Origin of the sequence: Paenalicyclobacillus ferrooxydans, assembly GCF_001399675.1 — a bacterium.
Taxonomy (GTDB): Bacteria; Bacillota; Bacilli; order Alicyclobacillales; family Alicyclobacillaceae; genus Alicyclobacillus_B; species Alicyclobacillus_B ferrooxydans.
Genome location: NZ_LJCO01000108.1, coordinates 68321 through 89498, shown reverse-complemented (window position 1 = coordinate 89498; position 21178 = coordinate 68321). Strand labels below are relative to the sequence as shown.

Annotated in this window: 23 protein-coding genes and 1 rRNA gene; 20 read left to right on the top strand and 4 right to left on the bottom strand. The window is 52.8% G+C overall.

Annotated elements, in window-relative coordinates:
• Positions 1-88, top strand: a 5S ribosomal RNA gene (gene rrf, locus AN477_RS23550); the annotation flags it as partial.
• 1145 nt (positions 89-1233) lie between these two features.
• Here rrf and crcB (AN477_RS23545) read toward each other — a convergent pair.
• Both crcB (AN477_RS23545) and crcB (AN477_RS23540) read right to left on the bottom strand, forming a co-directional pair.
• Positions 1234-1647 carry a fluoride efflux transporter CrcB gene (gene crcB / locus AN477_RS23545; protein WP_245631949.1) on the bottom strand — a complete coding sequence of 138 codons (414 nt, stop codon included), beginning with the start codon at positions 1645-1647 and terminating at the stop codon, positions 1234-1236.
• A gap of 13 nt (positions 1648-1660) precedes the next feature.
• Positions 1661-2062, bottom strand: coding sequence for a fluoride efflux transporter CrcB (crcB, locus tag AN477_RS23540; RefSeq protein WP_054971607.1), 402 nt, complete (start codon positions 2060-2062; stop codon positions 1661-1663).
• A 419-nt stretch (positions 2063-2481) separates the two neighbouring features.
• Between crcB (AN477_RS23540) and AN477_RS23535 the strand changes: the two genes are divergently transcribed.
• The 8 genes from AN477_RS23535 (at position 2482) to sigK (ending at position 11467) form a co-directional block, all read left to right on the top strand.
• A complete protein-coding gene (locus AN477_RS23535; protein ID WP_157062147.1) occupies positions 2482-3543 on the top strand; it encodes an AI-2E family transporter in 1062 nt (353 codons plus the stop codon).
• Between the two features lie 159 nt (positions 3544-3702).
• Complete coding sequence (locus AN477_RS23530; protein ID WP_054971605.1) at positions 3703-4005, top strand: hypothetical protein; 303 nt, start codon at positions 3703-3705, stop codon at positions 4003-4005.
• Positions 4006-4532: 527 nt separating this feature from the next.
• Positions 4533-7166 carry an alanine--tRNA ligase gene (alaS, locus tag AN477_RS23525; RefSeq protein WP_054971620.1) on the top strand — a complete coding sequence of 878 codons (2634 nt, stop codon included), beginning with the start codon at positions 4533-4535 and terminating at the stop codon, positions 7164-7166.
• A gap of 90 nt (positions 7167-7256) precedes the next feature.
• Positions 7257-7505 (top strand): IreB family regulatory phosphoprotein, encoded by a 249-nt coding sequence (locus tag AN477_RS23520; protein WP_157062150.1) that lies wholly within the window; start codon positions 7257-7259, stop codon positions 7503-7505.
• Positions 7483-7911, top strand: coding sequence for a Holliday junction resolvase RuvX (gene ruvX / locus AN477_RS23515; RefSeq protein WP_054971604.1), 429 nt, complete (start codon positions 7483-7485; stop codon positions 7909-7911). Before AN477_RS23520 ends, ruvX begins: the two co-directional genes overlap by 23 nt.
• Positions 7912-7967: 56 nt before the next feature.
• On the top strand, positions 7968-9056 hold the full coding sequence (mltG, locus tag AN477_RS23510) for an endolytic transglycosylase MltG (protein WP_054971603.1): 1089 nt from the start codon (positions 7968-7970) through the stop codon (positions 9054-9056).
• Between the two features lie 144 nt (positions 9057-9200).
• Positions 9201-10733 (top strand): penicillin-binding transpeptidase domain-containing protein, encoded by a 1533-nt coding sequence (locus AN477_RS23505; RefSeq protein WP_169787953.1) that lies wholly within the window; start codon positions 9201-9203, stop codon positions 10731-10733.
• Positions 10734-10762: 29 nt separating this feature from the next.
• Entirely contained in the window at positions 10763-11467 is a 705-nt protein-coding gene (sigK, locus tag AN477_RS23500; protein WP_054971601.1) for an RNA polymerase sporulation sigma factor SigK, read from the top strand.
• Between the two features lie 202 nt (positions 11468-11669).
• Here the strand turns inward: sigK and AN477_RS25745 are convergent, their stop codons facing one another.
• Positions 11670-11792, bottom strand: coding sequence for a hypothetical protein (locus AN477_RS25745; protein ID WP_281176401.1), 123 nt, complete (start codon positions 11790-11792; stop codon positions 11670-11672).
• A gap of 352 nt (positions 11793-12144) precedes the next feature.
• Between AN477_RS25745 and AN477_RS23495 the strand changes: the two genes are divergently transcribed.
• The 9 genes from AN477_RS23495 to AN477_RS23455 all read left to right on the top strand — a co-directional run bounded on the left by AN477_RS23495 (position 12145) and on the right by AN477_RS23455 (position 18275).
• A complete protein-coding gene (locus tag AN477_RS23495) occupies positions 12145-12666 on the top strand; it encodes a YqeG family HAD IIIA-type phosphatase (protein WP_054971600.1) in 522 nt (173 codons plus the stop codon).
• Between the two features lie 119 nt (positions 12667-12785).
• The gene (gene yqeH, locus AN477_RS23490) at positions 12786-13973 is read left to right on the top strand and encodes a ribosome biogenesis GTPase YqeH (protein WP_054971599.1); all 1188 of its coding nucleotides are present in this window, start codon (positions 12786-12788) and stop codon (positions 13971-13973) included.
• A gap of 254 nt (positions 13974-14227) precedes the next feature.
• The gene (locus tag AN477_RS23485; RefSeq protein ID WP_054971598.1) at positions 14228-14455 is read left to right on the top strand and encodes a hypothetical protein; all 228 of its coding nucleotides are present in this window, start codon (positions 14228-14230) and stop codon (positions 14453-14455) included.
• A gap of 213 nt (positions 14456-14668) precedes the next feature.
• Complete coding sequence (locus AN477_RS23480; RefSeq protein WP_054971597.1) at positions 14669-15505, top strand: shikimate dehydrogenase; 837 nt, start codon at positions 14669-14671, stop codon at positions 15503-15505.
• Between the two features lie 152 nt (positions 15506-15657).
• Complete coding sequence (gene yhbY / locus AN477_RS23475) at positions 15658-15951, top strand: ribosome assembly RNA-binding protein YhbY (protein WP_054971596.1); 294 nt, start codon at positions 15658-15660, stop codon at positions 15949-15951.
• Positions 15948-16541, top strand: a complete 594-nt coding sequence (gene nadD / locus AN477_RS23470; protein ID WP_054971595.1) for a nicotinate (nicotinamide) nucleotide adenylyltransferase — start codon at positions 15948-15950, stop codon at positions 16539-16541. The genes yhbY and nadD overlap by 4 nt, the downstream gene beginning before the upstream one ends.
• 24 nt (positions 16542-16565) lie before the next feature.
• Positions 16566-17150, top strand: coding sequence for a bis(5'-nucleosyl)-tetraphosphatase (symmetrical) YqeK (gene yqeK / locus AN477_RS23465; protein WP_054971594.1), 585 nt, complete (start codon positions 16566-16568; stop codon positions 17148-17150).
• 34 nt (positions 17151-17184) lie between these two features.
• Positions 17185-17535, top strand: coding sequence for a ribosome silencing factor (rsfS, locus tag AN477_RS23460; protein WP_054971593.1), 351 nt, complete (start codon positions 17185-17187; stop codon positions 17533-17535).
• Complete coding sequence (locus tag AN477_RS23455) at positions 17532-18275, top strand: class I SAM-dependent DNA methyltransferase (RefSeq protein ID WP_054971592.1); 744 nt, start codon at positions 17532-17534, stop codon at positions 18273-18275. Before rsfS ends, AN477_RS23455 begins: the two co-directional genes overlap by 4 nt.
• An 84-nt stretch (positions 18276-18359) precedes the next feature.
• Here AN477_RS23455 and mntR read toward each other — a convergent pair whose 3' ends face one another.
• Positions 18360-18812 carry a transcriptional regulator MntR gene (mntR, locus tag AN477_RS23450; protein ID WP_054971618.1) on the bottom strand — a complete coding sequence of 151 codons (453 nt, stop codon included), beginning with the start codon at positions 18810-18812 and terminating at the stop codon, positions 18360-18362.
• A gap of 259 nt (positions 18813-19071) precedes the next feature.
• Here mntR and AN477_RS23445 point away from each other — a divergent pair, with 259 nt between their 5' ends.
• Positions 19072-19944 carry a ComEA family DNA-binding protein gene (locus tag AN477_RS23445; protein ID WP_054971591.1) on the top strand — a complete coding sequence of 291 codons (873 nt, stop codon included), beginning with the start codon at positions 19072-19074 and terminating at the stop codon, positions 19942-19944.
• 35 nt (positions 19945-19979) lie between these two features.
• The gene (locus tag AN477_RS23440) at positions 19980-21113 is read left to right on the top strand and encodes a transglutaminase domain-containing protein (RefSeq protein WP_054971590.1); all 1134 of its coding nucleotides are present in this window, start codon (positions 19980-19982) and stop codon (positions 21111-21113) included.
• Positions 21114-21178: the final 65 nt, after the last annotated feature.

Genomic DNA, 21178 nt, shown 5'->3' with positions numbered 1-21178 from the left:
CGTACCCATGCCGAACACGACCGTTAAGACCTCCAGCGCCGATAATACTTGGAGCGCGAGTTCCTGGGAAGGTAGGACGTTGCCAGGCAAGTGAGTAACACAGAGGGCTCAGCAGAGATGCTGGGCTTTTTTGTGTTGTGTCCTGATTGATTCGCGCGCGAAGGCGCGCACCTTCTACGCATTGTCTCTTGCACTTTGCTTTGAATTTGAAAGCTGTGATGTCATCGAAAATGATAAGGCAAAGGACAACAGAGAATGAGAGGCAGGGAAGTAACGCAAAACAAAAAGAGGATGTGGAAGGCAGGCCTGCAGCCTGCCCAATGCACTCACGGATTAAGTGACGTTGCAGGGGTTCTTTAGGCTAGCTAGCCGGATAAGGGAAGGAATGTTCGTTGATGGCTGAATCCAGCCGGATACGGACGAAACAACGAACAGGACTTCCCTTGTAAGGGTTCGCAGCCCTCAAAAGTAGGTGAACCGAGGCAACAAGGGAAGTCCTGTACGCTAAAATGTCAGCCACCATGTGCAAAGGGAGCCAGAGAGGAAGATTTGTTCGTTCCCATTAAGGCGATGCGGCACTTTTGTTCGTTATACATCTAACAAAGGAACTTTTGTGTCTTGGCTCCGTTTGTACCGCCGGGCCGGGCTGCGCCGGAGACCTCGCTCGGTGCGTCCCCTGTCCTTACTGATTCGCGCGCGAAGGCGCGCACCTTCTACGCTTCGTCCTTTGCATTTCACTTTGAATCTGAAAGCTGTGAGGTGACAGGAAATGGTAAGGCGAAGGACAAAAGAGAATGAGAGACAGGGACGTAACGCAAAACGAAAAGAGGATAACGAAAAGAGGATGTGGAAGGCAGTCCTGCGGCCTGCCCGCTGCACGCGTGGGTTAAGTGACGTTGCACGGGGGGCCCTAGGCTAGACGGATAAGGGAAAGAATGTTCGTTGATGGCTGAATCCAGCCGGATACGGACGAAACAACGAAAAAAACTTCTCTTGTAGGGGTTCGCAGCCCTCAAAAGTAGGTGAACCGAGGCAACAAGGGAAGTCCTGTACGCTAAAATGTCAGCCACCATGTGCAAAGGGAGCCAGAGAGGAAGATTTGTTCGTTCCCATTAAGGCGATGCGGCACTTTTGTTCGTTATGCGCCTAACAAAGGAACTTTTGTGTCTTGGCGCCGTTTGTACGCTCCATTTGTACGCTCGTGTCGTCCACAGCGCAGGTATGTATAATATCTTACATGTGAGGAAGTCCGTAGAGGCCGAGTCCGCTAGCCGCGAAACCGATTAATAGGGATGCGGCCACATAGATGACCGCTGTGGTTCTACGATGCTGGCGGATCAGCGTAATTGTTTCATAGGAGAACGTGGAGAAAGTCGTGTAGGCCCCGCAAAACCCGACTCCAAGAAATAGACTCAACATGAGTGCATAGTGTGGCAGAAGCAGGCCGGCAGAACGCGTGATCAGGCCAAGCAGAAAGGAGCCCGTCACGTTGACCAGAAGTGTCCCTATGGGGAAGCGGAAGAACGAATACCTCAACTCAGCCCAACGCCCAACGAGATAGCGGGCGGCAGCGCCTAGACTTCCGCCAAGGCCCACCAAGATCCAGCTTGCATTGTAAGTCATCACTACGCTTAAATGACCGCCCAAAATCCATCCCACCTTACCGGCTTCTTCTCTGCAGCGGACGGCGTGAATATGCTTGCCAGCTTCCCGCCAATATGCCTATCCAACAAGCTAGCAGCCCGCCTATTACTGTGAACGTGACATAGAGAGCTGCGGTGCTGTCCATGCCAGCGTTCATTAGTTTCCACATCTCGACTGCGAAGGTTGAAAACGTGGTGAAAGCACCCAAAAATCCTGTTCCAAGCCCTAACCGAAAGAGTGGATGAACGTACATTCGCTGAATCGTAATGGTGTAAAACCAGCCTAAAATAAAAGCGCCCGTTAAATTAATGAACAACGTCGCCGTTGGAAACCCATGCATTGTTCCAAGATTTTCAGTGATGAAAAATCGCAACAAGGCGCCGAAAAACCCAAATGCAGCTACGGCAGCGATTTTCAAGTAAAAACACCTCCGGCCTGAACGTGGCATTGGGTATCTGCTCTGAAACACATGCGGGTTACGGTTAAAGCGGGTCACACTTGTGGAGAAGAAAATGGACAAGACCTCTCCCCACCACCGTATGCAACGCGCAACGTTGTGTATACCAGCGCGTTCGATACAAGTGCTCCAACAGACGAAATGATGTGTATAGGACATGCATATACTGTGGAAGGATGAGAAGTACGGTCTTTTACCGATTTTCCAGGATCAAAGTTAAGGTTTTTTCAGACCAAAGTTAAGGTTTTTCCCAGAATTGAAGCTATGGGTCTTTCCTGGATTGAAGTTAAGGTTTGTCCAGGACTGAAGCCAGGTTCGTACTCGCGCCCGTTGTTGCATTGGACTTTTGTTGCAGCGGGGATTGTGAAGGAGAGATGGCCATGGATATATCAAGTCGCTATCTCAGAATCGCCCTGTCTGTGCTCGTCACACTTGCTTGTGTTTACCTGCTTGGCATGCTGCGTGGATTTCTACAGGATCTGTGGCAGGTGATTTACGTTGTCCTCTTGCCATTTCTTATTTCGTTGGTCATCGCTTATGCACTGCAACCCATCGTGGAGCTCCTCGTCAGACGAAGGGTTCCGCGAGGAATGGCCATCATGATTATTTATCTGGCTTTTGTGCTTCTTGTAGCCGTTGCGGTATTGCAGGCGATTCCAGCAGTCACAAGACAGTTTGTGCAGCTCACTCAGCATTTTCCGACGCTAGTTCAGCAGGTGGATCATTGGATTGGGGTCGTCTCATCGCACAAGAAGTACCTGCCGGATGCAGTGCGAAAAGGTGTTGAAAGCGCACTGACGAAAGCGGAACAGGGTCTCGCTGGCTCGGTTTCAAATCTATTTGCGATGCTGACAAGTACGGTAAGTGCCATCTTTGTGATTTTCGTGGTGCCGTTCCTCGTCTTCTACATGTTAAAAGATGGACGCGCCATTGGCCGAGGAGTGTTGCGCGCCATCCCGGCGAGATATCGGCCCGACGTGAAGACCCTCTTGCTAACTGTTGATGAAACGTTGGGCACCTATGTTCGCAGTCAACTGCTCGTGATGCTGGTTGTGGGTGTACTCACATACGCTGGCTTTCTGGTTATTCGACTACCCTATGCATTGTTGTTTGCTTCGTTTCTTGCCGTTGTTGATATGATTCCGTATATTGGTCCGTTCATCGGAGCGCTGCCGGCACTCATCATGGGTTTGTCAATCAGTCCGCAGATGGCGCTGAAGGTCCTAATTGTCAACATTGTAGTGCAGCAGCTTGAAGGCAACCTGATTTCTCCACAGATTATGGGGAAGACGTTGCATATGCACCCGATGGCGATCGTTGCTGCATTGCTGATTGGCGGTGAGGTGGGTGGAATTCTCGGGTTGGTTTGTGCCGTTCCTATTCTGGCGGTTCTTAAGGTTGTCGTTTCCACTTGGAAGGAACTGCGGAAACCCCAGGCCTAGTCCTACATGTCCATTTACAAATCCACATCCATTCTGCACAATATGGTAGGCTGTTGATCCGCTGATGTTTCGCGTACTTCAGATTGCGTTGTCAGGGTCAGACGAGTAGCGGATCAGCCAGATTGACGCAACAAGCGGGATTACGATGGGGTGACGAAGATGCGCATGCCACGGTGGGTCAGTGTGGTGTCTGTTTTTGATGGCATAATTTTTGTGGTCTTATATGTTTTGCAAAGCCTCCATGTCCATACGTTTGCGCTAGCCATCTCGGTCGGTTACTGGCTGACGGTCTGGCTAGGGCTGATTCTCGCCGTGTACGGTTTTTTTCCACTTACACGCGGCGGAGAAACGCAGCTGCGACGAAGTGTCCTGTGTATCGTCTTTACACTGCTACCCGCGTGTGTTGGGTTGGTCACCCTTCTCGGACACCTCGGCACGCCTGTGGGCCACGGGAAAGTTTAATCAACTGATTTGACAGAATCGGCAACTTTCACTACAATGTGACCAGAAATCCAGATAATATCTGGCAATGGTGAAGTCTGCTTCGTTACTGGCGAAGGCCAGTTCGGCACGAGGACGGGCTCGCCAACAGCCGGTCCTTGAAAGTTCCAACAGTGAGTCCGAGACGGTTCCAAATGTAGGTTCGAGATAGTTCCAGATGTAAGTTTGCGAGAGTCCTGAAAGCAGAGTTTTAGAGCATAGTCCTGAAATCGATGCGGGAAACAAGTATGTATTGAGTGCCAGCGTCCAGAGAGAGCACCCTCGGCTGAAAGGTGTTTCGCAGGTTCAGTGCAGAAGCCCCTCCCAAGTGCGTGAAAAGCGCCGGGTCCGCCCGTTATTGCGGCAGAGTGACGGTGACCATCAGTTGGTCTCCGTAATCAGGGTGGTACCGCGAGAGAGCTGCTCGTCCCTGTGGGGATGAGGGGCTTTTTTTATTGTCCAAGACAAGGACAAGACGTAGGTGACAAGGAGGCAAGTCAATGAAGCGGATGTCAGCTGAAGAAATTCGTAACGCCTTTAAAGATTACTTTGTGAAGCAGGGTCACCTGGCATTGCCAAGCGCCAGCCTTGTGCCGCATGATGATCCGACGCTGCTCTGGATCAATGCGGGTATGGCGCCGTTGAAACCGTATTTTGATGGACGCGAGATCCCGGAAAATCCGCGAATTGTGACGGCACAAAAGTGCATTCGTACAAACGACATTGAAAACGTAGGTTACACAGCTCGCCATCAGACGATGTTCGAGATGCTCGGCAACTTTTCGTTTGGCGATTATTTTAAAAACGAGGCCATCGGATTTGCTTGGGAATTTTTGACGGGTGTTCTCGAGCTCGAACCGGAACTGCTGTCGGTGACGGTACACCACTCGGATGACGAAGCGTTCGCCATTTGGCTCGAGAAGATCGGTCTGCCAAAAGAGCGGATCGTGCTCGGAGACGAAGATAACTTTTGGGAAATTGGCGAAGGGCCGTGTGGACCGTGCTCTGAGATTTTTTACGATCGCGGTGAGGCACTCGGATGCAAAGAGCCGACTTGCGGTCCGGGTTGCGACTGTGACAGGTACCTCGAGGTCTGGAACCTGGTCTTTACGCAGTACAACAAAGAGGCGAACGGAGAGTATACACCGCTCCCGAAGAAAAACATTGATACAGGCATGGGGCTTGAGCGGATCACGTCGATCATGCAAAACGTACTGAATAACTTTGAGACGGACCTGTTCCGTCCGATCATCGCAGCCACCGAAAAGATTGCCAGTGTCACCTATGGCGTCGACAAGCAGACGGATGTCTGGCTGAAGATTATTGCGGACCATATTCGCACCGTGGCTTTCGCCGTTGGTGACGGCGTTCTCCCAGGCAACGAAGGGCGGAGTTACATCATCCGCCGGTTGCTTCGCAGGGCGGTGCGCAGCGGCCGTAAACTCGGCATGGAGAAGCCGTTTCTGTATCAGTTGGCTTCGGTTGTGGCTGACATCATGGGGAACGACTACCCTGAGGTACGGGAGAAGCTGGAGTTTATTGAACGCGTCATCCGGACAGAAGAGGAGCGTTTCCTTGAGACCTTGGCTGAAGGGGAGCAGTTACTGCAAAATGCCCTCTCGGATCTGCAGCAAAAGGGTGAGTCGGTGCTCTCTGGAGAAGATGCATTCCGTCTCTATGATACGTTTGGGTTTCCACTGGACTTGACCGAGGAGATTGCAGCCGAAGCGGGTATCACGGTGGACAAAGAAGGGTTCAATGGACTACTCGAGGCACAGCGCCAACGGGCCCGGTCAGCCAGACACACCGCTGAAGGAATGAATGCAGAGCGTGGCGCAATCGAACGGATCACAGTGCCAAGTCGATTTGTCGGATACGATACGCTTAAGACCAGCAGTCAGGTGGTTGCCTTGGTCCGGCAGGGCGAAGAGGTGACAGAACTTCAGGCTGGCGATGAGGGTGAACTAATTCTCGATGTCACGCCATTTTACGCTGAGAGCGGCGGCCAGGTTGCTGACGAAGGGGTTCTCCGCTTTGAAGGTGGAGAGGTGGAGGTACAAGACGTGCATAAAGCACCGCACGGACAAAACCTCCACAGCGTACGCGTTCTTCGCGGTACCCTCAAGCAAGGCGCGCAGGTAGAGGCAGAGGTACGCACAGATTGGCGTCGCGATACAGTGAAAAATCACACGGCAACGCACCTGTTGCACAAGGCGCTCCGTGAAGTCCTTGGTGAGCACGTCGCGCAAGCCGGTTCGCTCGTTGAACCGCGGCGTCTTCGCTTCGACTTCTCTCACTTTGGGGCGATGTCCGAAGACGAGCTGCGCGAAGTTGAGCGCAAGGTCAATCACGCCATCTGGCTCGACTACCCAGTGGTCATTGAAGAGATGGACATTGACGCCGCCAAAGCAATGGGTGCGATGGCACTGTTTGGTGAAAAATACGGTCAGACGGTCCGCGTCGTACAGGCTGGGAACTACAGTATTGAGCTCTGTGGTGGCTGTCATGTGGACAGAACCGGTATCATCGGGCTCTTTCGGATTGTGTCCGAAGCGGGTATCGGCTCTGGCACGCGTCGGATTGAGGCGGTAACCGGACGCTATGCGTATGACAATGTACGCGAGACGGAGGAGAGGCTAGGAAGTGCAGCCGGTCTTCTGAAGGCCCAAAAGACAGAACTGGTGCCGCGAATTGAACGGCTGCTTGAGGAGTTGCGTGAGACAGAGCGCGAGCTTGAGAGTGTAAAGGCAAAACTCAGGCAGGGTCGGGCAAACGACCTGTTGGGACAAGTTACATCGATTCAGGGGGTGCCGCTGCTCGCTGCAGTCGTTCCTGACACTGACATGGATGGACTTCGCCAGATGGTCGATCAGATTAAGAATCGGATGACCTCGTATGTTCTCGTCCTCGGCAGTGCCGAGGACGACAAGGCGCAGTTTGTAGCCGCAGTGTCCAAAGACCTGCAACAAAAGGGATTTCAGGCTGGTCAGATTGTCAAAGAGGTCGCCAAGATCGCTGGTGGAGGCGGAGGCGGTCGACCTGATTTGGCACAAGCAGGCGGTAAAGACGCGGCCAAAGTTCAGGATGCAATTGAAAGTGCAGCCGGGATTGTGCGAAAACTCGCAGGAAATGCGGCAGATTAAGCGAACTGTCATGTAGAAAGACATGCTTCGGGTAAAGGGTTAGATTTAAACAGGGTGAGTGAGGTGGGGCTGGTGAATTTCGACCACACGATGCGGTATGAGGCCAAGTCCGAAAATGAGGCTGCGAAAAAAGCATTCCAACTGGCATATCGGGCATTGTCTGAGAAAGGATACAATCCGGTGTACCAGATAGCGGGGTACCTGATTTCTGGCGATCCCGCTTATATCACCAACCATTTGGACGCGCGCAACACGATTCGGCGGATTGAGCGCGATGAGTTGATCGAAGAACTCGTACGTGCGTATGCGGAGCAGCATGGGCAGAATTCTCGCGGTTGATTATGGAACCGTCCGGATCGGACTGGCACTGTCCGATCCGAGCGGTTTTCTCGCGCAGAGCCTTGAGGTACTCCGCCGCCGATCCGATCCAGAGGCGATTGTCGACATTGTCCGTATTGCAAAGGAACGTGAGGTTTTAGAAATCGTTGTTGGTCTGCCGCTCAATATGAACGGTTCGGCTGGAGATAAGGCTGAGATTTGTCGACAATTCGCAAAAGAACTCGAAGAACAGAGCGGTTTGCCTGTTCATCTGTTTGATGAGCGTTTGACGACCGTTGCCGCGCAGAAGACACTGATCGCTCAGGATGTGCGTCGCAGCAAACGCAAACAGGTGGTTGACGCCGTCGCAGCAACGGTTCTCTTACAGACGTATCTTGACTTTCGGAATCGCCCGTCGCGAACGTAGGATGTGTGCGGTTGCCGCGCTGCTATGAAAGCAAGTGCTTAAGGAGAGAGTTGGGTTTGAGTCATGAACCAATGAACCAGAACCGAAACAAGGTACGCGGCCTCGTGATTGGGGCCGTTATCTGTTTGATATTGGTGATTGTTGTTGGCGGCGGACTTCTTTGGGCCTATCAGGAGTATCAGCCGCCGACGGCCCGTGGGCAGGACCCCATACGCATTGTTGTAGCACGCGGGGAGAGCGTTACGGAGATTGGCGGACAGCTCGAGCAGGCAGGTCTCATCAAGAATGCCCTGATTTTTCGGCTCTACGTGCGTTACCACCATGCAGGCACAAGTCTTAAGGCAGGCACGTATGCGATACAGCCGGGGGTTCGCATCTCCGAAATCGTCGCACAGCTGACCAACGGAGATGTGGTGCCGAATAACATCAAGGTGACCATCCCAGAGGGATTTACGGTGATGCAGATTGCAGACCGTTTAGCTGCCGATAACATTTGCACAAAAGCGGCGTTTTTGAATGAAATCCAGAACGGTCAGTTCCAGGAACCATTTGTCGCGTTGCTGCCTAACCATAAAAACATCAAGTATCGGCTTGAAGGGTATCTGTTTCCGGACACCTATGAGTTCCAAAAAGGTGAGTCGGCTCATGCTGTGGTAAATACCATGTTACAGGATTTTCAGAGCCACATTGATTCTGCAGGGATTATGACAGCACTGAAGGCGAAAGGAGAGTCGCTGCCGACCCTCATCACAGTTGCCTCGATGGTGGAAAAAGAGGCACAAGCGGCGAGTGACCGACCGCTCATTGCCAGCGTCATCGAAAACCGTTTGAAACGCCACATGAAACTGCAGATTGATGCGACGATTCTGTATATCCTCGGACACCGGAATATCGTGACGGACAAGGATTTGCAGGTGAAAGACCCCTACAACACATACATGTATTACGGGTTGCCGCCGGGTCCCATTGCCAGCCCCGGCATGGCGTCCATCATGGCCGCACTGAATCCTGCCAAGACGAACTACCTGTACTACGTGGCGAAGTATGACGGGAGCGGGACAAGCTATTTTTCGTCGACTGAGGCCCAACACCTCATCGATATTCAAAAGAGCCAGGCGAACCTTCGGAAATACGGCGGAAAGTAGTTCCGGAGGCGTGCAGGCAACTTGCAAAGTGACGATTTGGCAAGTCAATGTCACCACGTATGGCCTCGCAGGGCACTGTTACCATGCATGAAGCAGGAAATTGCCGGAGATACTACCGAGAGACTCTGTGAGGACGTGGATCTCATGCAACGGCGTCGTATCCTCGGCATCTGGACCCTTATCACAGTACTTATGGCCGTCCTGGTTGGACGGCTTTTTCTGTTGACCCTGATCCCTGATACGGGTCCACGGCCCCTGCGCTGGCAGGATCATATCCGCGTTCGAGCACAAATGGAACATCTGCGCGGAATCGTGACAGACGATGCACGAGGACGCATTTTATACCGCAATGGGCAACCACTCAGCGGACAAACGAAACACGTGCAATTGACCACGTTAAACGGTTCCTTTCCGTATGTGTCGCATACAGAACGGTCCTACGACGGCTCGTACAAGAGTACGAGGCCTGGAGTAGAAATTGCGGGTGAAGTGGGACTTCCAGACGAATGGCCAACACCGGATCGTGTGATTGCGGAGCAAGGACGGAGTGGACTCGAAGCGTCATTTGACAGATTGCTGAGAGGTCAGCGGCCAGGCTATATCGGCGTGGAGCGGCACCCAGGAATCGAGAGCCATACGGACGAGATGTTTCAAGTCGCTCCAAAACCGGGTCCTGACCTTCGCACCACACTTGATCCCTTCTGGGAGGAGACAGCTGAGCAGGCACTTGCGAACGCACGTGTTCCGCTTGGGGCCGTTGTCATCCTTGATGTGAAAACCAACGAGGCACTGGCGCTCGCCAATCGGTCGACGTCCGGCACCTGGGACCTTCCGGTGGTGCGACCCGCCGTCCCAGGTTCGGTCATGAAACTCGTCACGGCTGCCGCAGCGTTTGAGAGTTATCGATTCACTCCTGATGCTGTTTTTTACTGTGATGGAGTTTCGCATCTTCCCGGCGTGAATATGCACTGCTGGACCGTTCACGGCAAGGAGACTCTCACCGATGCCATTGCGCGATCCTGTGATGTGGCACTCTCGATTGTCGGAACAAGAGTCGGCCGGGTCGGACTCGAGACAGTCTGGGACAAGCTTCATCTCTCCGAGACAGGTCTTCAGTCCGTCAAGGGTCACCCTGTCCTGGAGGAAGCTCAGGGCGGTACATTGTTCCGGCGTACAGGAAACGACAACGGTTTGCTTGCAAACACCTCCATCGGTCAAGAAGATGTCCGTATTTCACCGCTCCAAGCCGCCAATCTTGCATCAACGATTGCGCAAAACGGGACCTACCGGGATGTCCAGTTGGTGCTCGATGCAGAAATGAATCATCGGACCGCAAGGTGGTTCGAACAAAATGGGAGTGAACGTGCGTTGTCTCCTTTCACTGCGCGTAAAATCGCGGCGGGCATGCAGGAGGCCGTAACAGATCCGTCTGGTACCGCGCACGACCTCGCTTCACTGCCGGTGTCTGCCGCAGTCAAGACGGGGACCGCGGAACTTCCTACTGGACGGGTCAACGGCTGGATGATTGGTTTTGCCCCGGCCGCGAACCCTCAGATTGCCTTCTCGATTTACGTGGGGGATGTTCCTTCTCAAACCGCCCATACCTCTGTTCATGAGATGGCCAAAGCCGTTCTGACTGCGTACAGGCAGTTTCTGTCACAACCGGTCATAGGATAGAAACAGCGGTTGCAGACGGAGGTGGATATATGCCCGGACTATTTGCATTACTGGCCCTGGTACTGAAAGACATCACCGTATTTGTGTCTTATGTCAAGCACAACGCATTCCCGGCACCGCTGTCGGCCGAGGAAGAGGCAGCCTGTTTAGCGAGGATGGCCGAGGGAGACCGCCAGGCGAGAGACAAGTTGATTGAACATAACCTGCGTCTGGTGGCCCATTTGGTAAAGCGATTTGACTCGACCGGTTATGACCCTGAGGACCTCATCTCCATTGGGACCATCGGGCTGATTAAAGCAGTCGAGAGTTACCGGCCAAATCACGGCACGAAGCTGGCCACATTCGCGGCTCGGTGCATCAATAACGAGATTCTGATGTATCTGCGCAGCAGTAAAAAGCATCGTCGACATTCTTCTCTGTCCGATCCGATTGGTACCGACAAAGACGGCAACGAAATGACACTGGCAGACTTGCTTGGAACCGATCCCGATGAAGTGGAAGATACAGTCGACCTGAGCTGGGAGCGACAGAAGGTGTATGAAAGCTTGCCGCGCCTACCGGAGCGAGAGCGGGAAGTGATTATGAAGCGGTTTGGCATCCCTGACGGGGAGGAGCGAACGCAGCGAGAAATTGCCAGCGAGTTAGGAATTTCTCGGTCGTATGTATCGCGTATTGAGCGTAAAGCACTCAACCAACTGTACGAGGAGATGCGAGCAGGAAAAGGGCTTTCCTGACTCGGTCTCTGATAGGATTCACATCAAAGGCTGCCGCGACAGTTTTGTCTCGGCAGCCTTTGTGCAGAGTATTGACTCGTTGATTAGGTATTGTACTCAGTCTTTCTGGCGCAACTTTTCTGGCACAGTTGTTTGTTGCAGTTCCTTTGGTTCAAGTCCCTTTCGTTCAGTCCTTCAGGTTCAGTCCTTTCGTAGGCCAGATTCACGCTTCCGGTTTCAGACCAACGAAAGTGATGTTCACCGAGTCCCACGTAAATGAACGAACGGCTCTATCGTAGTCTTCTAAATTCGCATGATTGACCTCTCGAAAAAACACATCGGTCAAGCTGTTCCCTCCTTATGACCTGTTTAGACAGGGGTTCAAGACTCAGATCTGTGCACGAACACGCTTCAAAAATATTGTCTGATCAAAAATATTATCTGAATTGTAACGTGATTTTGATAGTGTGTAATTCGTTCATTGGGATGAGATGCGCCGTGCGGATAATGAGACGTCCCCGGCTGCTTTGGCTTGGTGCAGGCGGTCCTGTATGCTATTGTTTGACTGAGGACGGACAGCGTCTTGAATCAAAGCAGACGGCTCGACTACTAAACTGTTTCAAGACTATCGAACTGTTCTCGTATGCGGTTTGGGTGAACTTCATTTTTACGCGGGGGTGAACGCCACGAGTTTTTGGATGAGTATGATGCCCGATGAGTATGTGGCGTCCATCAAAGATATTGATCTGACAAAACTTTGGCGTGAGGGTCGACGCTTAATATTGACAGACCTTGATAACACACTTGTTCCGTGGAACGACCCTGGTGTTCCGAGTTATCTCAAGCAGTGGCTGAAAACCGCTCAAGGCGTCGGATTCCAGGTATGCATTGTATCGAATAACCAGGGACCGCGGGTACATGCTTTTGCTGAGATTGCGGGTATTCCCTACATGGCGGCAGCAAAAAAGCCAAAACCTGACGCATTTCTCGAGGCCATGCGGCGGTTTACGAAACGTCCGGAGGAAACAGTGATGGTAGGCGACCAACTCCTGACTGATGTCCGGGGCGGCAAACGCGCTGGTGCGTACACCATCCTTGTCTTGCCGCTGCACCCACGGGAGTGGTGGGGAACGAGGATTGTTCGTCGCATGGAGGGTGTTGCGATGCGCGCGTTGGTGCGTCGTGGTCTGGAGATACCGAAACGACCCGGGAACAGTTAATATGAAAAAATGGTCTGGTGAGTGAAACATGGTCTGGTGAGTGAAACAAGGATGCTTCACGACCATCAGACCTGCTTCAGTTCAAGAATACATAGCAGTGATGGAAGGATGAATACAGGATGGCCCAAACATGTATCGGCTGCGGAGCGCGACTCCAGTCAGAGGATGCCGACGCACCGGGGTATGTGCCAGCAAGTGCGCTGACCAAGGAAGATGTGCTCTGCCGACGGTGTTACAGGATTCGGCACTATGGTGAATTTTCGCGTGTGGCCCTGCCGCTTTCGACCTATGCCAAGGAAGTCTCAGCCGTGCTCCAGCGCCCGGGTCTCGTACTTTATGTGCTGGATGTATTCGATCTCGCTGGCTCCATGGTGCCAGCGCTGCACGAATACATTGGAAACAGCCCTGTCGTGGCCGTTGTCAATAAGATTGATCTCTTGCCGAAGGAGATTGAACCCAAGCTGCTGCGCAAATGGATCAGTGATGAATTGGCGTCCGAAGGAATCAAACCGGTGGATGTCATCTTTGTCAGCGCGGAAAAAAGTGTCGGTCTCGAAACGCTTCAGTCGGTGGTCGCAGCGCGGCGAGAAACCCGAGTCTATGCAGTCGGTATGGCAAACGTAGGGAAGTCAAGTATTCTCAACGCACTGATGGCGCGTGTTGAGGGCGGTACACGTTTTACAGAATCTCGCGTTCCTGGAACCACGCTTGCAAATTCGCAGGTTGAAATGCGGTTTGCTGACGGGAAGAGTAAAACCATCATTGATACCCCAGGTCTCATCTTGAACGACCGGGTTACAGATGCCCTTTGCATTGACTGCTTAAAAGCTGTCGTTCCAAGCAGCCGGCTGCGCCCGCGGATCTATCAACTGCAGCCTGGACAAACGATCTTCCTCGGTGGGTTTGCCCGATTCGACTTTGTTCAGGGAACGGCACAGTCACTCGTCTTCTATGTCAGCAACGACCTGGTTGTGCACCGCACGAAACTGGAACGGGCGGACGAGTTTGTTCGTCTGCATAGTGATGACATTCTGCATCATCCATGTAAAGACTGCCGTGAGACGCTCGGAAATTGGTCGAGGTTCTCGGTGGAAGCAGGAGCCGGCACTCGGAGACCGACTGTGCGTGAAGAGCTTGGGGAGATTCGAATCGGCGTGCGTGGAGGAGACATTGTGATTCCAGGGCTCGGCTGGGTTGCCCTGAGCGGATTGCCGCTGGAAGGTACGGTTTGGACAAGGTCTCGTGTACATGTATCTGTGCGAGAGCGACTTATCGGATCGCTCAACCACGTGGAACCTCGCCGCTGACGACCCTCGGCCGCGACAATCTGCTAAAGCGAGACGAAACATCCAATTGAATCGTAGATACGGTGTCATAATCTCGCCCACTCTGCAATACACCTAAAACATCCTCGATGACCGGCTCCCCCGACATCGGATCCCGACAAGGACCCGCGACCACGTGGATTGCGGGTCCCGCTAGACGGAGATCATAGGTTTGACAGACTTTCGAATTGGGGATGCTGGAAAGGAAGTCTGTTCCAGGTGGTGGAGTGAGAGAAATGAGCAATTTGACGATGAACCAAACCGCGCGTCAACGTGTTGTCGTGCCAGTCTTGCACCAGAGCTTTGAGGACACGTTGTCTGTTGATGGGCTGTTTGGACGGTTGCAGACGGTTGTGTCGAATACGCGAAAGACGCATCCGGAATTAACCGACTATCATCTGCATGACGTTGCGCTGCGAATGGAGGAGGGTGAGCTTCGGGCTGTCCTCGACTTTCGCAAATAATCCAACAGGGTAGTCTTTCAAGGAAGAATTTATAGAAGACCGAAGGAGATACCATCGGCCGCTGTTGAAAAATGAACTCAATGAACTCATGAATATCCAGTCAATGACCCACCCGACAGCGGGTGGGTTTACTGTGTTATTCGGCTTTTTTCAGTTGACCGCGATGGCGCCGTATGCGATACTCAGCATCATTCATTTACAGGGAGGACAACGATGCAGCACATCTACGGTCTCATCGGCTATCCCGTCGGGCACAGCTTGTCGCCTGTGATGATGAACCGAGCTTTTGATGCCTCTGGCATGGATGCCAGGTATGTGGCATTTGCAGTTCATCCCAAGGACCTCGGCGCCGCTCTCGACGGACTGCATGCTCTCGGGATTCGCGGTGTCAACGTTACGATCCCGCACAAAGAAACCGTCTACGCGAGACTGTCAACGGTGACAGATGAGGCGAGGATGGCAAAGGCCGTGAACACCTTGACACTCGGGTCAGATGGTCTATGGACTGGACATAATACAGACGTGGAAGGCTGGTGGAGCAGCTTCGATGCTCAGTCGCGGCCAACGGCCTTGTCGCGCGTTTCACTCCTCGGAGCCGGTGGAGCGGCACGAGCAGTCCTAACGGGGTTGGCAGTCCACGCTCGAGGGGCAAGGGTCACGATTGCATCTCGAAGGACAGAACAGTCAGAAGCCCTGGCGGCGGAGTTTGAAAGCATGCTGACCGTCGGTACGGTGCCGTGGGAAGAGCGTCACGACGTCGTCGAATCTGCGGATCACGTTATTCAGACGACCCCTGTTGGCATGTGGCCAAACAGCGAGGCAAGTTGCCTCGACGACGTAACTTGTCTGCACAAGGGGCAAGTCGTACAGGATCTGGTGTACCGTCCACTTCGAACATCATTGCTGCAACAGGCTGCTGCCCGTGGAGCCCACACAATCGACGGTGCACAGATGCTCATCGGTCAAGGTGCCAGGGCATTTGAGCTGTGGACGGGTCTCGCCGCACCGACTGCACAGATGCGAAAGGCCGTGCTTGAACGTCTGTTATAGTCATGTACACTGCTCTGAAGCGGGAATGGGGCCGTGCACTCTGGAGTTCAGTTGAATGCATCGAAGCGCGGCGGGAGACTCGGGTTCGAGATCGGCTTATAGAGCCGAAAACCTTATGTGGTATACTGTAAATTGGAAGGAAGATGTTCAGCTTGTTAACTGGAAAACAAAAAAGATATCTGCGCAGTTTGGCACATCATCTGCAACCGGTTATGCAGATTGGTAAGAGCGGGATTACAGGCGGGGTTTTGCAACAGGTGGACATTGAACTCGAGACCCGCGAACTGGTGAAACTATCGGTTTTGGAAACCAGTCCGCAGGACAGGGACGAAATCGCCGAGGCGATTGTCGAGGAGACCGGAGCAGAGTGGGTGCAGTCCCTTGGACGAACAGTCGTACTGTACCGGAAATCAACCGAACATCCGGAGATTGAGCTGCCAAGATGAAAACGGTAGTCCTATTCGGAGGGACGTTCGACCCGCCTCATATTGGGCACCTCATGATGGCTCAACTGGCCTATGAACAGACCGAGTGTGAGGCAGTGTGGGTCATGCCCGCTCCGTCGCCTCCACACAAAGAAGGACTGCTCGTAAGCCCTTATCGAGTTCGGAGAGATATGACAGCACAGTTAATCGCAGGAAGCCAGGGCCTTGTCCTCTGCGAGGTGGAGGCAGAGCGAGAGGCGCTGTCTTTCACGGTTGACACGGTCCGAATTCTTCAGGAACAACATCCGGATACGGAATTTCGATTCTTGATGGGTTCAGACAGCTTGCACGACCTGCCGACGTGGCACGGCAGTAACGAGTTAACCAAACGGATTGATTTTATGGTTGCAGCAAGAGCAGAGGCCCCATTTGAAGAAACGTACGCTCGGGTGAAAGAGGTTCTTCCAGACCTCCGTGCGCATCTGTTGCGTATGCCGATGCTCGACGTCTCGTCAACCTTTATTCGGGAACGACTTGAACAGGGCAAACCGCTCTGCGGTTTGGTCCCCGATATGGTCCTCGAGACATGGAACAGGTACGCAGGTTCTTGATTCTGGGGTGAGGGGAGTTTCAACGTGACCGAGGAAACGTTAGTGGAGAAAGTCCGGGACGCGCTCAGCCCCTCCCGGTTTCGCCACACGGAGGGAGTCGTGAAGACGACTGAAGCACTGGCCAAGCGCTACGGTGAAGATGTGGAGTGGGCTCGTCTAGGGGCGTGGATTCACGACATTGCCAGAGAATGGCCAATCGCTCAATTGGAACAGTATGCCGAGCAAATTGAAATTCCAAGTGGATTTGCACTGATTCCGAATTTGCTTCACGGACCCATTGCAGCATCCATATTTCGTGATTGGTTCGGTCCAGACCATACGGATGTCGAGAACGCCATCCGCTTTCATACAACAGGACGCCTGGCAATGTCAAAGATGGAGATGATTCTGTGTCTTGCAGACGCGATTGAACCTTCACGTCAGTATCCTGGCGTAGATGACATCCGAGAGCTTGCAGATCGCGACCTGACTGAAGCGTTAGCGGCTTCGATGGACAGCACCATTCTCTATTTGCTGGAACGACATCAACCGATTTTTCCACTGACCGTAATGGCCAGAAATGAGTTGTGGGAACGTAAGATAACAAACGCCCGTGAATCAGAGGCGTGAAACTGACATCAAGCGCTATGCTGGGAGGATTTGAATGGAGAGAACCGCCAATCAACTCGCAACGGAAGCTGCAAACGCAGCTGCCGATAAAAAGGCCAAGGATATTAAGATTCTTGACATTTCAGGGCTTACGCCGATCGCAGATTGCTTTGTCATCTGCTCTGCCAATTCGAGTACCCAGGTTGATGCGGTAGCCCGTGCGGTCGAAGAGAAGCTCGCTTCGCTCGGGGTGTCATGCAAGGCTCGCGAAGGGTTGACTGAGGCCAGATGGGTCTTACTCGATTTTGGCGATCTCGTGGTTCACGTTTTTCGACCGGAAGAGCGGGAGTTTTATAACCTCGAGAGACTGTGGGGGGATGCAGTGGAGGTGCCGTTTGAGGCATGAGTGAGATGCCTTACGAGCACTTTGCGGACATCTACGATGGGTTTATGGCGGATGCGCCATATGACGACTGGCTGAAGTGGCTGAGCGGTTTGAATTTATCGGGCGAGACCGTTGCAGACGTCGGCTGTGGAACGGGAACCCTTGCGCTTGAACTCGCAAGGCGCGGTGCTCGCCTGATTGGGGTTGACGTGGCTTCCACCATGCTGTCGACAGCTGCCGCTCGAGCGGCCAGGGAACATCTGCGCATTACATGGCTTTGCCAGGATATGCGTGAACTTTCTTTGCCTGTGCCCGTTGACCTGCTTTTGTCCACGTGTGACAGTTTGAACTATCTTGTCACCAGAGATGACCTTCTGGGTGCATTTCGTCGTTTTCACGAATTCCTGCGCCCCAGCGGCCTGTTTTGTTTTGATATGCTCGGACCAGACCGGATAGAAAAGCTGTCAGAAGGAGTTTGGTTTGACCTTCGCGATGATGCGGAAGTGTGGTTCACTTCGGATGTCGACGATGATGGGCGGATTGAATACGAAGTTCATGCCTTTTTTGAAGATGGTGAGCGGCCGGGTTTGTATCGCAAGTTCGTTGAACGCCATGTGGAACAGTTTTACTCGGAAAAAGCAGTCCGGGCGGTCTTATCAGAGGCGGGATTTGAAGTCGTAGAGATGATGGGGGACTTTGGACGGACACCCTCTTCGTCGGCGGATCGAATCGTCGTGATTGCCCGAAAAATACAGGCCTGAAGCTGTTTAACAGTGCAGAGTGGTTGTCAAACTGTTGGTGTGACCGCGAACATCGTGGCAACGTTGGTGAGGTGGCCGAGCACATCACGTGGCTCGACCATCTGTCTGGTCACTGGATTCAACGTCCAACTGAGCCGTATAGGACTGAAGACCTTTCAGTGACTCAGGATGGTCATCGAAATACAAGACAAGTGCCTGCAGGGATTGAAGGGTGTTCGGACTGACGTGGTGCTCAATACCCTCGACATCTTTATGGATGGTTTCCTCGGGGACACCCAGTACTCGCAAAAACTCCTCCAACATGTGGTGCCGTTCCTTCATTAATTTACCAAGTCGCTGCCCACGCGACGTGAGCAAAATTCCTCTGTACTTCTCGTATGTAACATAGTGGTTTTCATCGAGTTTTTGAAGCATTTTTGTGACAGACGAGGGCTGCACCTCAAGTGACGCGGCAATATCCGAGACACGTGCGTACCCCTTGTCATGCATGAGTTCGTAAATTTTCTCCAGGTAGTCTTCCATGCTGGGAGTGAGCAACACAGCAACCCTCCGATTCCTCGTTACTCAATCTTACACGAAACCCTTGCTATTTGCCACGCAGCTGTCTCCAGGTGACGCTGCGAATCTCCAATCTTTTCACAGGGATACACCACCTTACGCCGAATCCTTCCGTATTCTGAAATTGTGAGTCCAAATTCTGAAATTGTGAGTCTACATTGGTGAGACGGGATGACGCTCCATTCGACGAATGGTCTGTATTTGTATGCTTATGCGAACCTGTGAGGGAGATGAGAATATGTCAGACTCTGACAAAACGAATCACTCAGAACCGAATGGGACGCCTGTTCAAGAAATAAGCGTTGACGAAGACAGCATTCTCGCCGTCGACAGCGACGGGAATATAGGGGTCACTGGAGGGGACAAGGGCCATAGTGATGGAGATGAAGAAGGTCTGTATCAATCGAACCAACCGGTCTTTTGGCCAAAGCACGGCGAGTGGTCCTCTGGGCATGGCATCCAAGGGGGCGTGTTCAAATCACGGACCTTCGTCGCTCTGGGTATGATTTGTGCCCTTGTCGCGGGGATTGGCATTGGTGTCACAGCTGCCCGGATTCAGGTGGAAAAGATGACGCCGGGGTCAGGGATACAGCCTTCGTCATCAATCAATAGTGCGACAGACACAGGATTTACTTCGGTGCCGAATACTATCGTTGTCGATGTAAAAGGAGATGTGAAGCGTCCTGGACTTGTCACCGCGCCATCGACTGCCCGCGTGCAGGATGTGGTCGCCCTTGCCGGGGGCTTTGTGCACCAACAGGACAGCTCAGCCGTAAACTTAGCTGCTCCCGTCGATGACGGTGAAGAAATCGTGATACCAAACGTGACACTTAGCGCCGATCCGTCCTCCACATCTGGTATGGTGAAACCAGACGCTGCAAACTCACATTCGCAAACGGAGAATCAGGTTAAAATTGACTTGAACACCGCAGATGCAAAGACCTTGGAGACCATCCCAGGGATTGGACCGACAAGAGCCAATGCCATCATTGATTACAGACAGACACACGGACTGTTTCACACGGTTGCAGACTTGAACAATGTCAAGGGAATCGGACCGGTTACCTACAGTAAAATTGAGCCGTATGTAGTCATAATGCCTTCGAATTAAGCGTTGACAGACACTTCTACAAGGGCGGTGAAAACGTGCCTCACATCATCACGGAAATTGGGATCTTAACCATTGTATTTGCCGTTGTGACGCTATGGTCGTTGCTCGTTGGGGCGCGTGTCGGATTTGCCACACAGCTCGGGATGGTGATTCTCCAGGCGGGGTATCTCGTCTCGGCCGTAGTGGCAGTGTGGCTGGCATGGAAGTGGATGAATGTGGTTTCCAATCGGATCGCCGGATGGCACCAAACCAGCAGCTCGGCTTGGGTGAACCACATGGTATCGCTTTGGCACCAAGCGCCTCAGGTCGGAAAGGTGATCGCTTTTATTGTCTTTTACGTCCTTGTGTCTTCCATTTTACACGCGGTCATTCGCCCAATTGCAGCAGTAGCACGCAGGGCCGTACCAGGGCTGATTGCCAAAAACCACCTGCTCGGTGCCGGATTGGGTTTAGTTGCGGGGGCCATTCGATCACTGTTTTTAGGTGCTCTCGTGTTTGCTGCTCTGCATTTCTTCGCTTGGCCTTGGTTGAGTCAGGCGGCAACGGGGTCGAAACCGTATCAGTACGCTGTTACAAAGCTCTACAAGCCGTATCTGTCACCAGTTTTGGATAACCAACTGCCGGTGTTCGGGAAGGACGCTGAGCAAGCTGTTGCCAAGAACATCAGCTTGTTTGTCATTCCAACACCTTCGGCAACCGAGCGCGGGATTCTTGTGGTACCGACGCAGATTTCAACCTTGGCGAAGCAGATTACTGCAGGACAGCACACGGACAGAGCAAAGGCTTACGCGTTGTACGAATGGGAGATCCACCACATTAAATATAATTGGAAGAAGTATCAAGACTACGTCACCAAAGGACAATGGGACGCCCAGACGCCATTACAGACACTGCAGACGGGCGAGGGTGTCTGTGCTGATTACGCTCTGCTTTACGCCGAGATGGCACATGCTGTGGGTCTGACCGTCCAGATTGATGAAGGGATGGGGGGTACTCCAACAGACGAAGGATCACACGCATGGAATGAGGTGTGGGACAGTTCAGCAAAACGTTGGATTCCTGTGGACACCACATGGGGTGCGAGTCAGGACATGTGGTTCGACGCGCCAGCGTTTTCGCTCACGCATCACTTACAGAAATCCATATTGATTGAAGGGACCTCACACTGACTTTACGGCGTATTGCGACGCTCTCGCTTTACGCCGTGGCATTTTCCGCGCTTTATGGAATCCTT

Excerpts from the sequence above, each read along its gene's own strand:
- AN477_RS23495 (WP_054971600.1), top strand. The coding sequence starts at position 12,145 with ATGAGTATGATGCCCGATGAGTATGTGGCGTCCATCAAAGATATTGAT.
- alaS (WP_054971620.1), top strand. The coding sequence starts at position 4,533 with ATGTCAGCTGAAGAAATTCGTAACGCCTTTAAAGATTACTTTGTGAAG.
- AN477_RS23505 (WP_169787953.1), top strand. The coding sequence starts at position 9,201 with ATGCAACGGCGTCGTATCCTCGGCATCTGGACCCTTATCACAGTACTT.
- AN477_RS23535 (WP_157062147.1), top strand. The coding sequence starts at position 2,482 with ATGGATATATCAAGTCGCTATCTCAGAATCGCCCTGTCTGTGCTCGTC.
- AN477_RS23520 (WP_157062150.1), top strand. The coding sequence starts at position 7,257 with ATGCGGTATGAGGCCAAGTCCGAAAATGAGGCTGCGAAAAAAGCATTC.
- AN477_RS23445 (WP_054971591.1), top strand. The coding sequence starts at position 19,072 with ATGTCAGACTCTGACAAAACGAATCACTCAGAACCGAATGGGACGCCT.
- AN477_RS23485 (WP_054971598.1), top strand. The coding sequence starts at position 14,228 with ATGAGCAATTTGACGATGAACCAAACCGCGCGTCAACGTGTTGTCGTG.
- AN477_RS23530 (WP_054971605.1), top strand. The coding sequence starts at position 3,703 with ATGCGCATGCCACGGTGGGTCAGTGTGGTGTCTGTTTTTGATGGCATA.
- AN477_RS23455 (WP_054971592.1), top strand. The coding sequence starts at position 17,532 with ATGAGTGAGATGCCTTACGAGCACTTTGCGGACATCTACGATGGGTTT.
- ruvX (WP_054971604.1), top strand. The coding sequence starts at position 7,483 with ATGGGCAGAATTCTCGCGGTTGATTATGGAACCGTCCGGATCGGACTG.
- AN477_RS23480 (WP_054971597.1), top strand. The coding sequence starts at position 14,669 with ATGCAGCACATCTACGGTCTCATCGGCTATCCCGTCGGGCACAGCTTG.
- nadD (WP_054971595.1), top strand. The coding sequence starts at position 15,948 with ATGAAAACGGTAGTCCTATTCGGAGGGACGTTCGACCCGCCTCATATT.
- yqeH (WP_054971599.1), top strand. The coding sequence starts at position 12,786 with ATGGCCCAAACATGTATCGGCTGCGGAGCGCGACTCCAGTCAGAGGAT.
- sigK (WP_054971601.1), top strand. The coding sequence starts at position 10,763 with ATGCCCGGACTATTTGCATTACTGGCCCTGGTACTGAAAGACATCACC.
- rsfS (WP_054971593.1), top strand. The coding sequence starts at position 17,185 with ATGGAGAGAACCGCCAATCAACTCGCAACGGAAGCTGCAAACGCAGCT.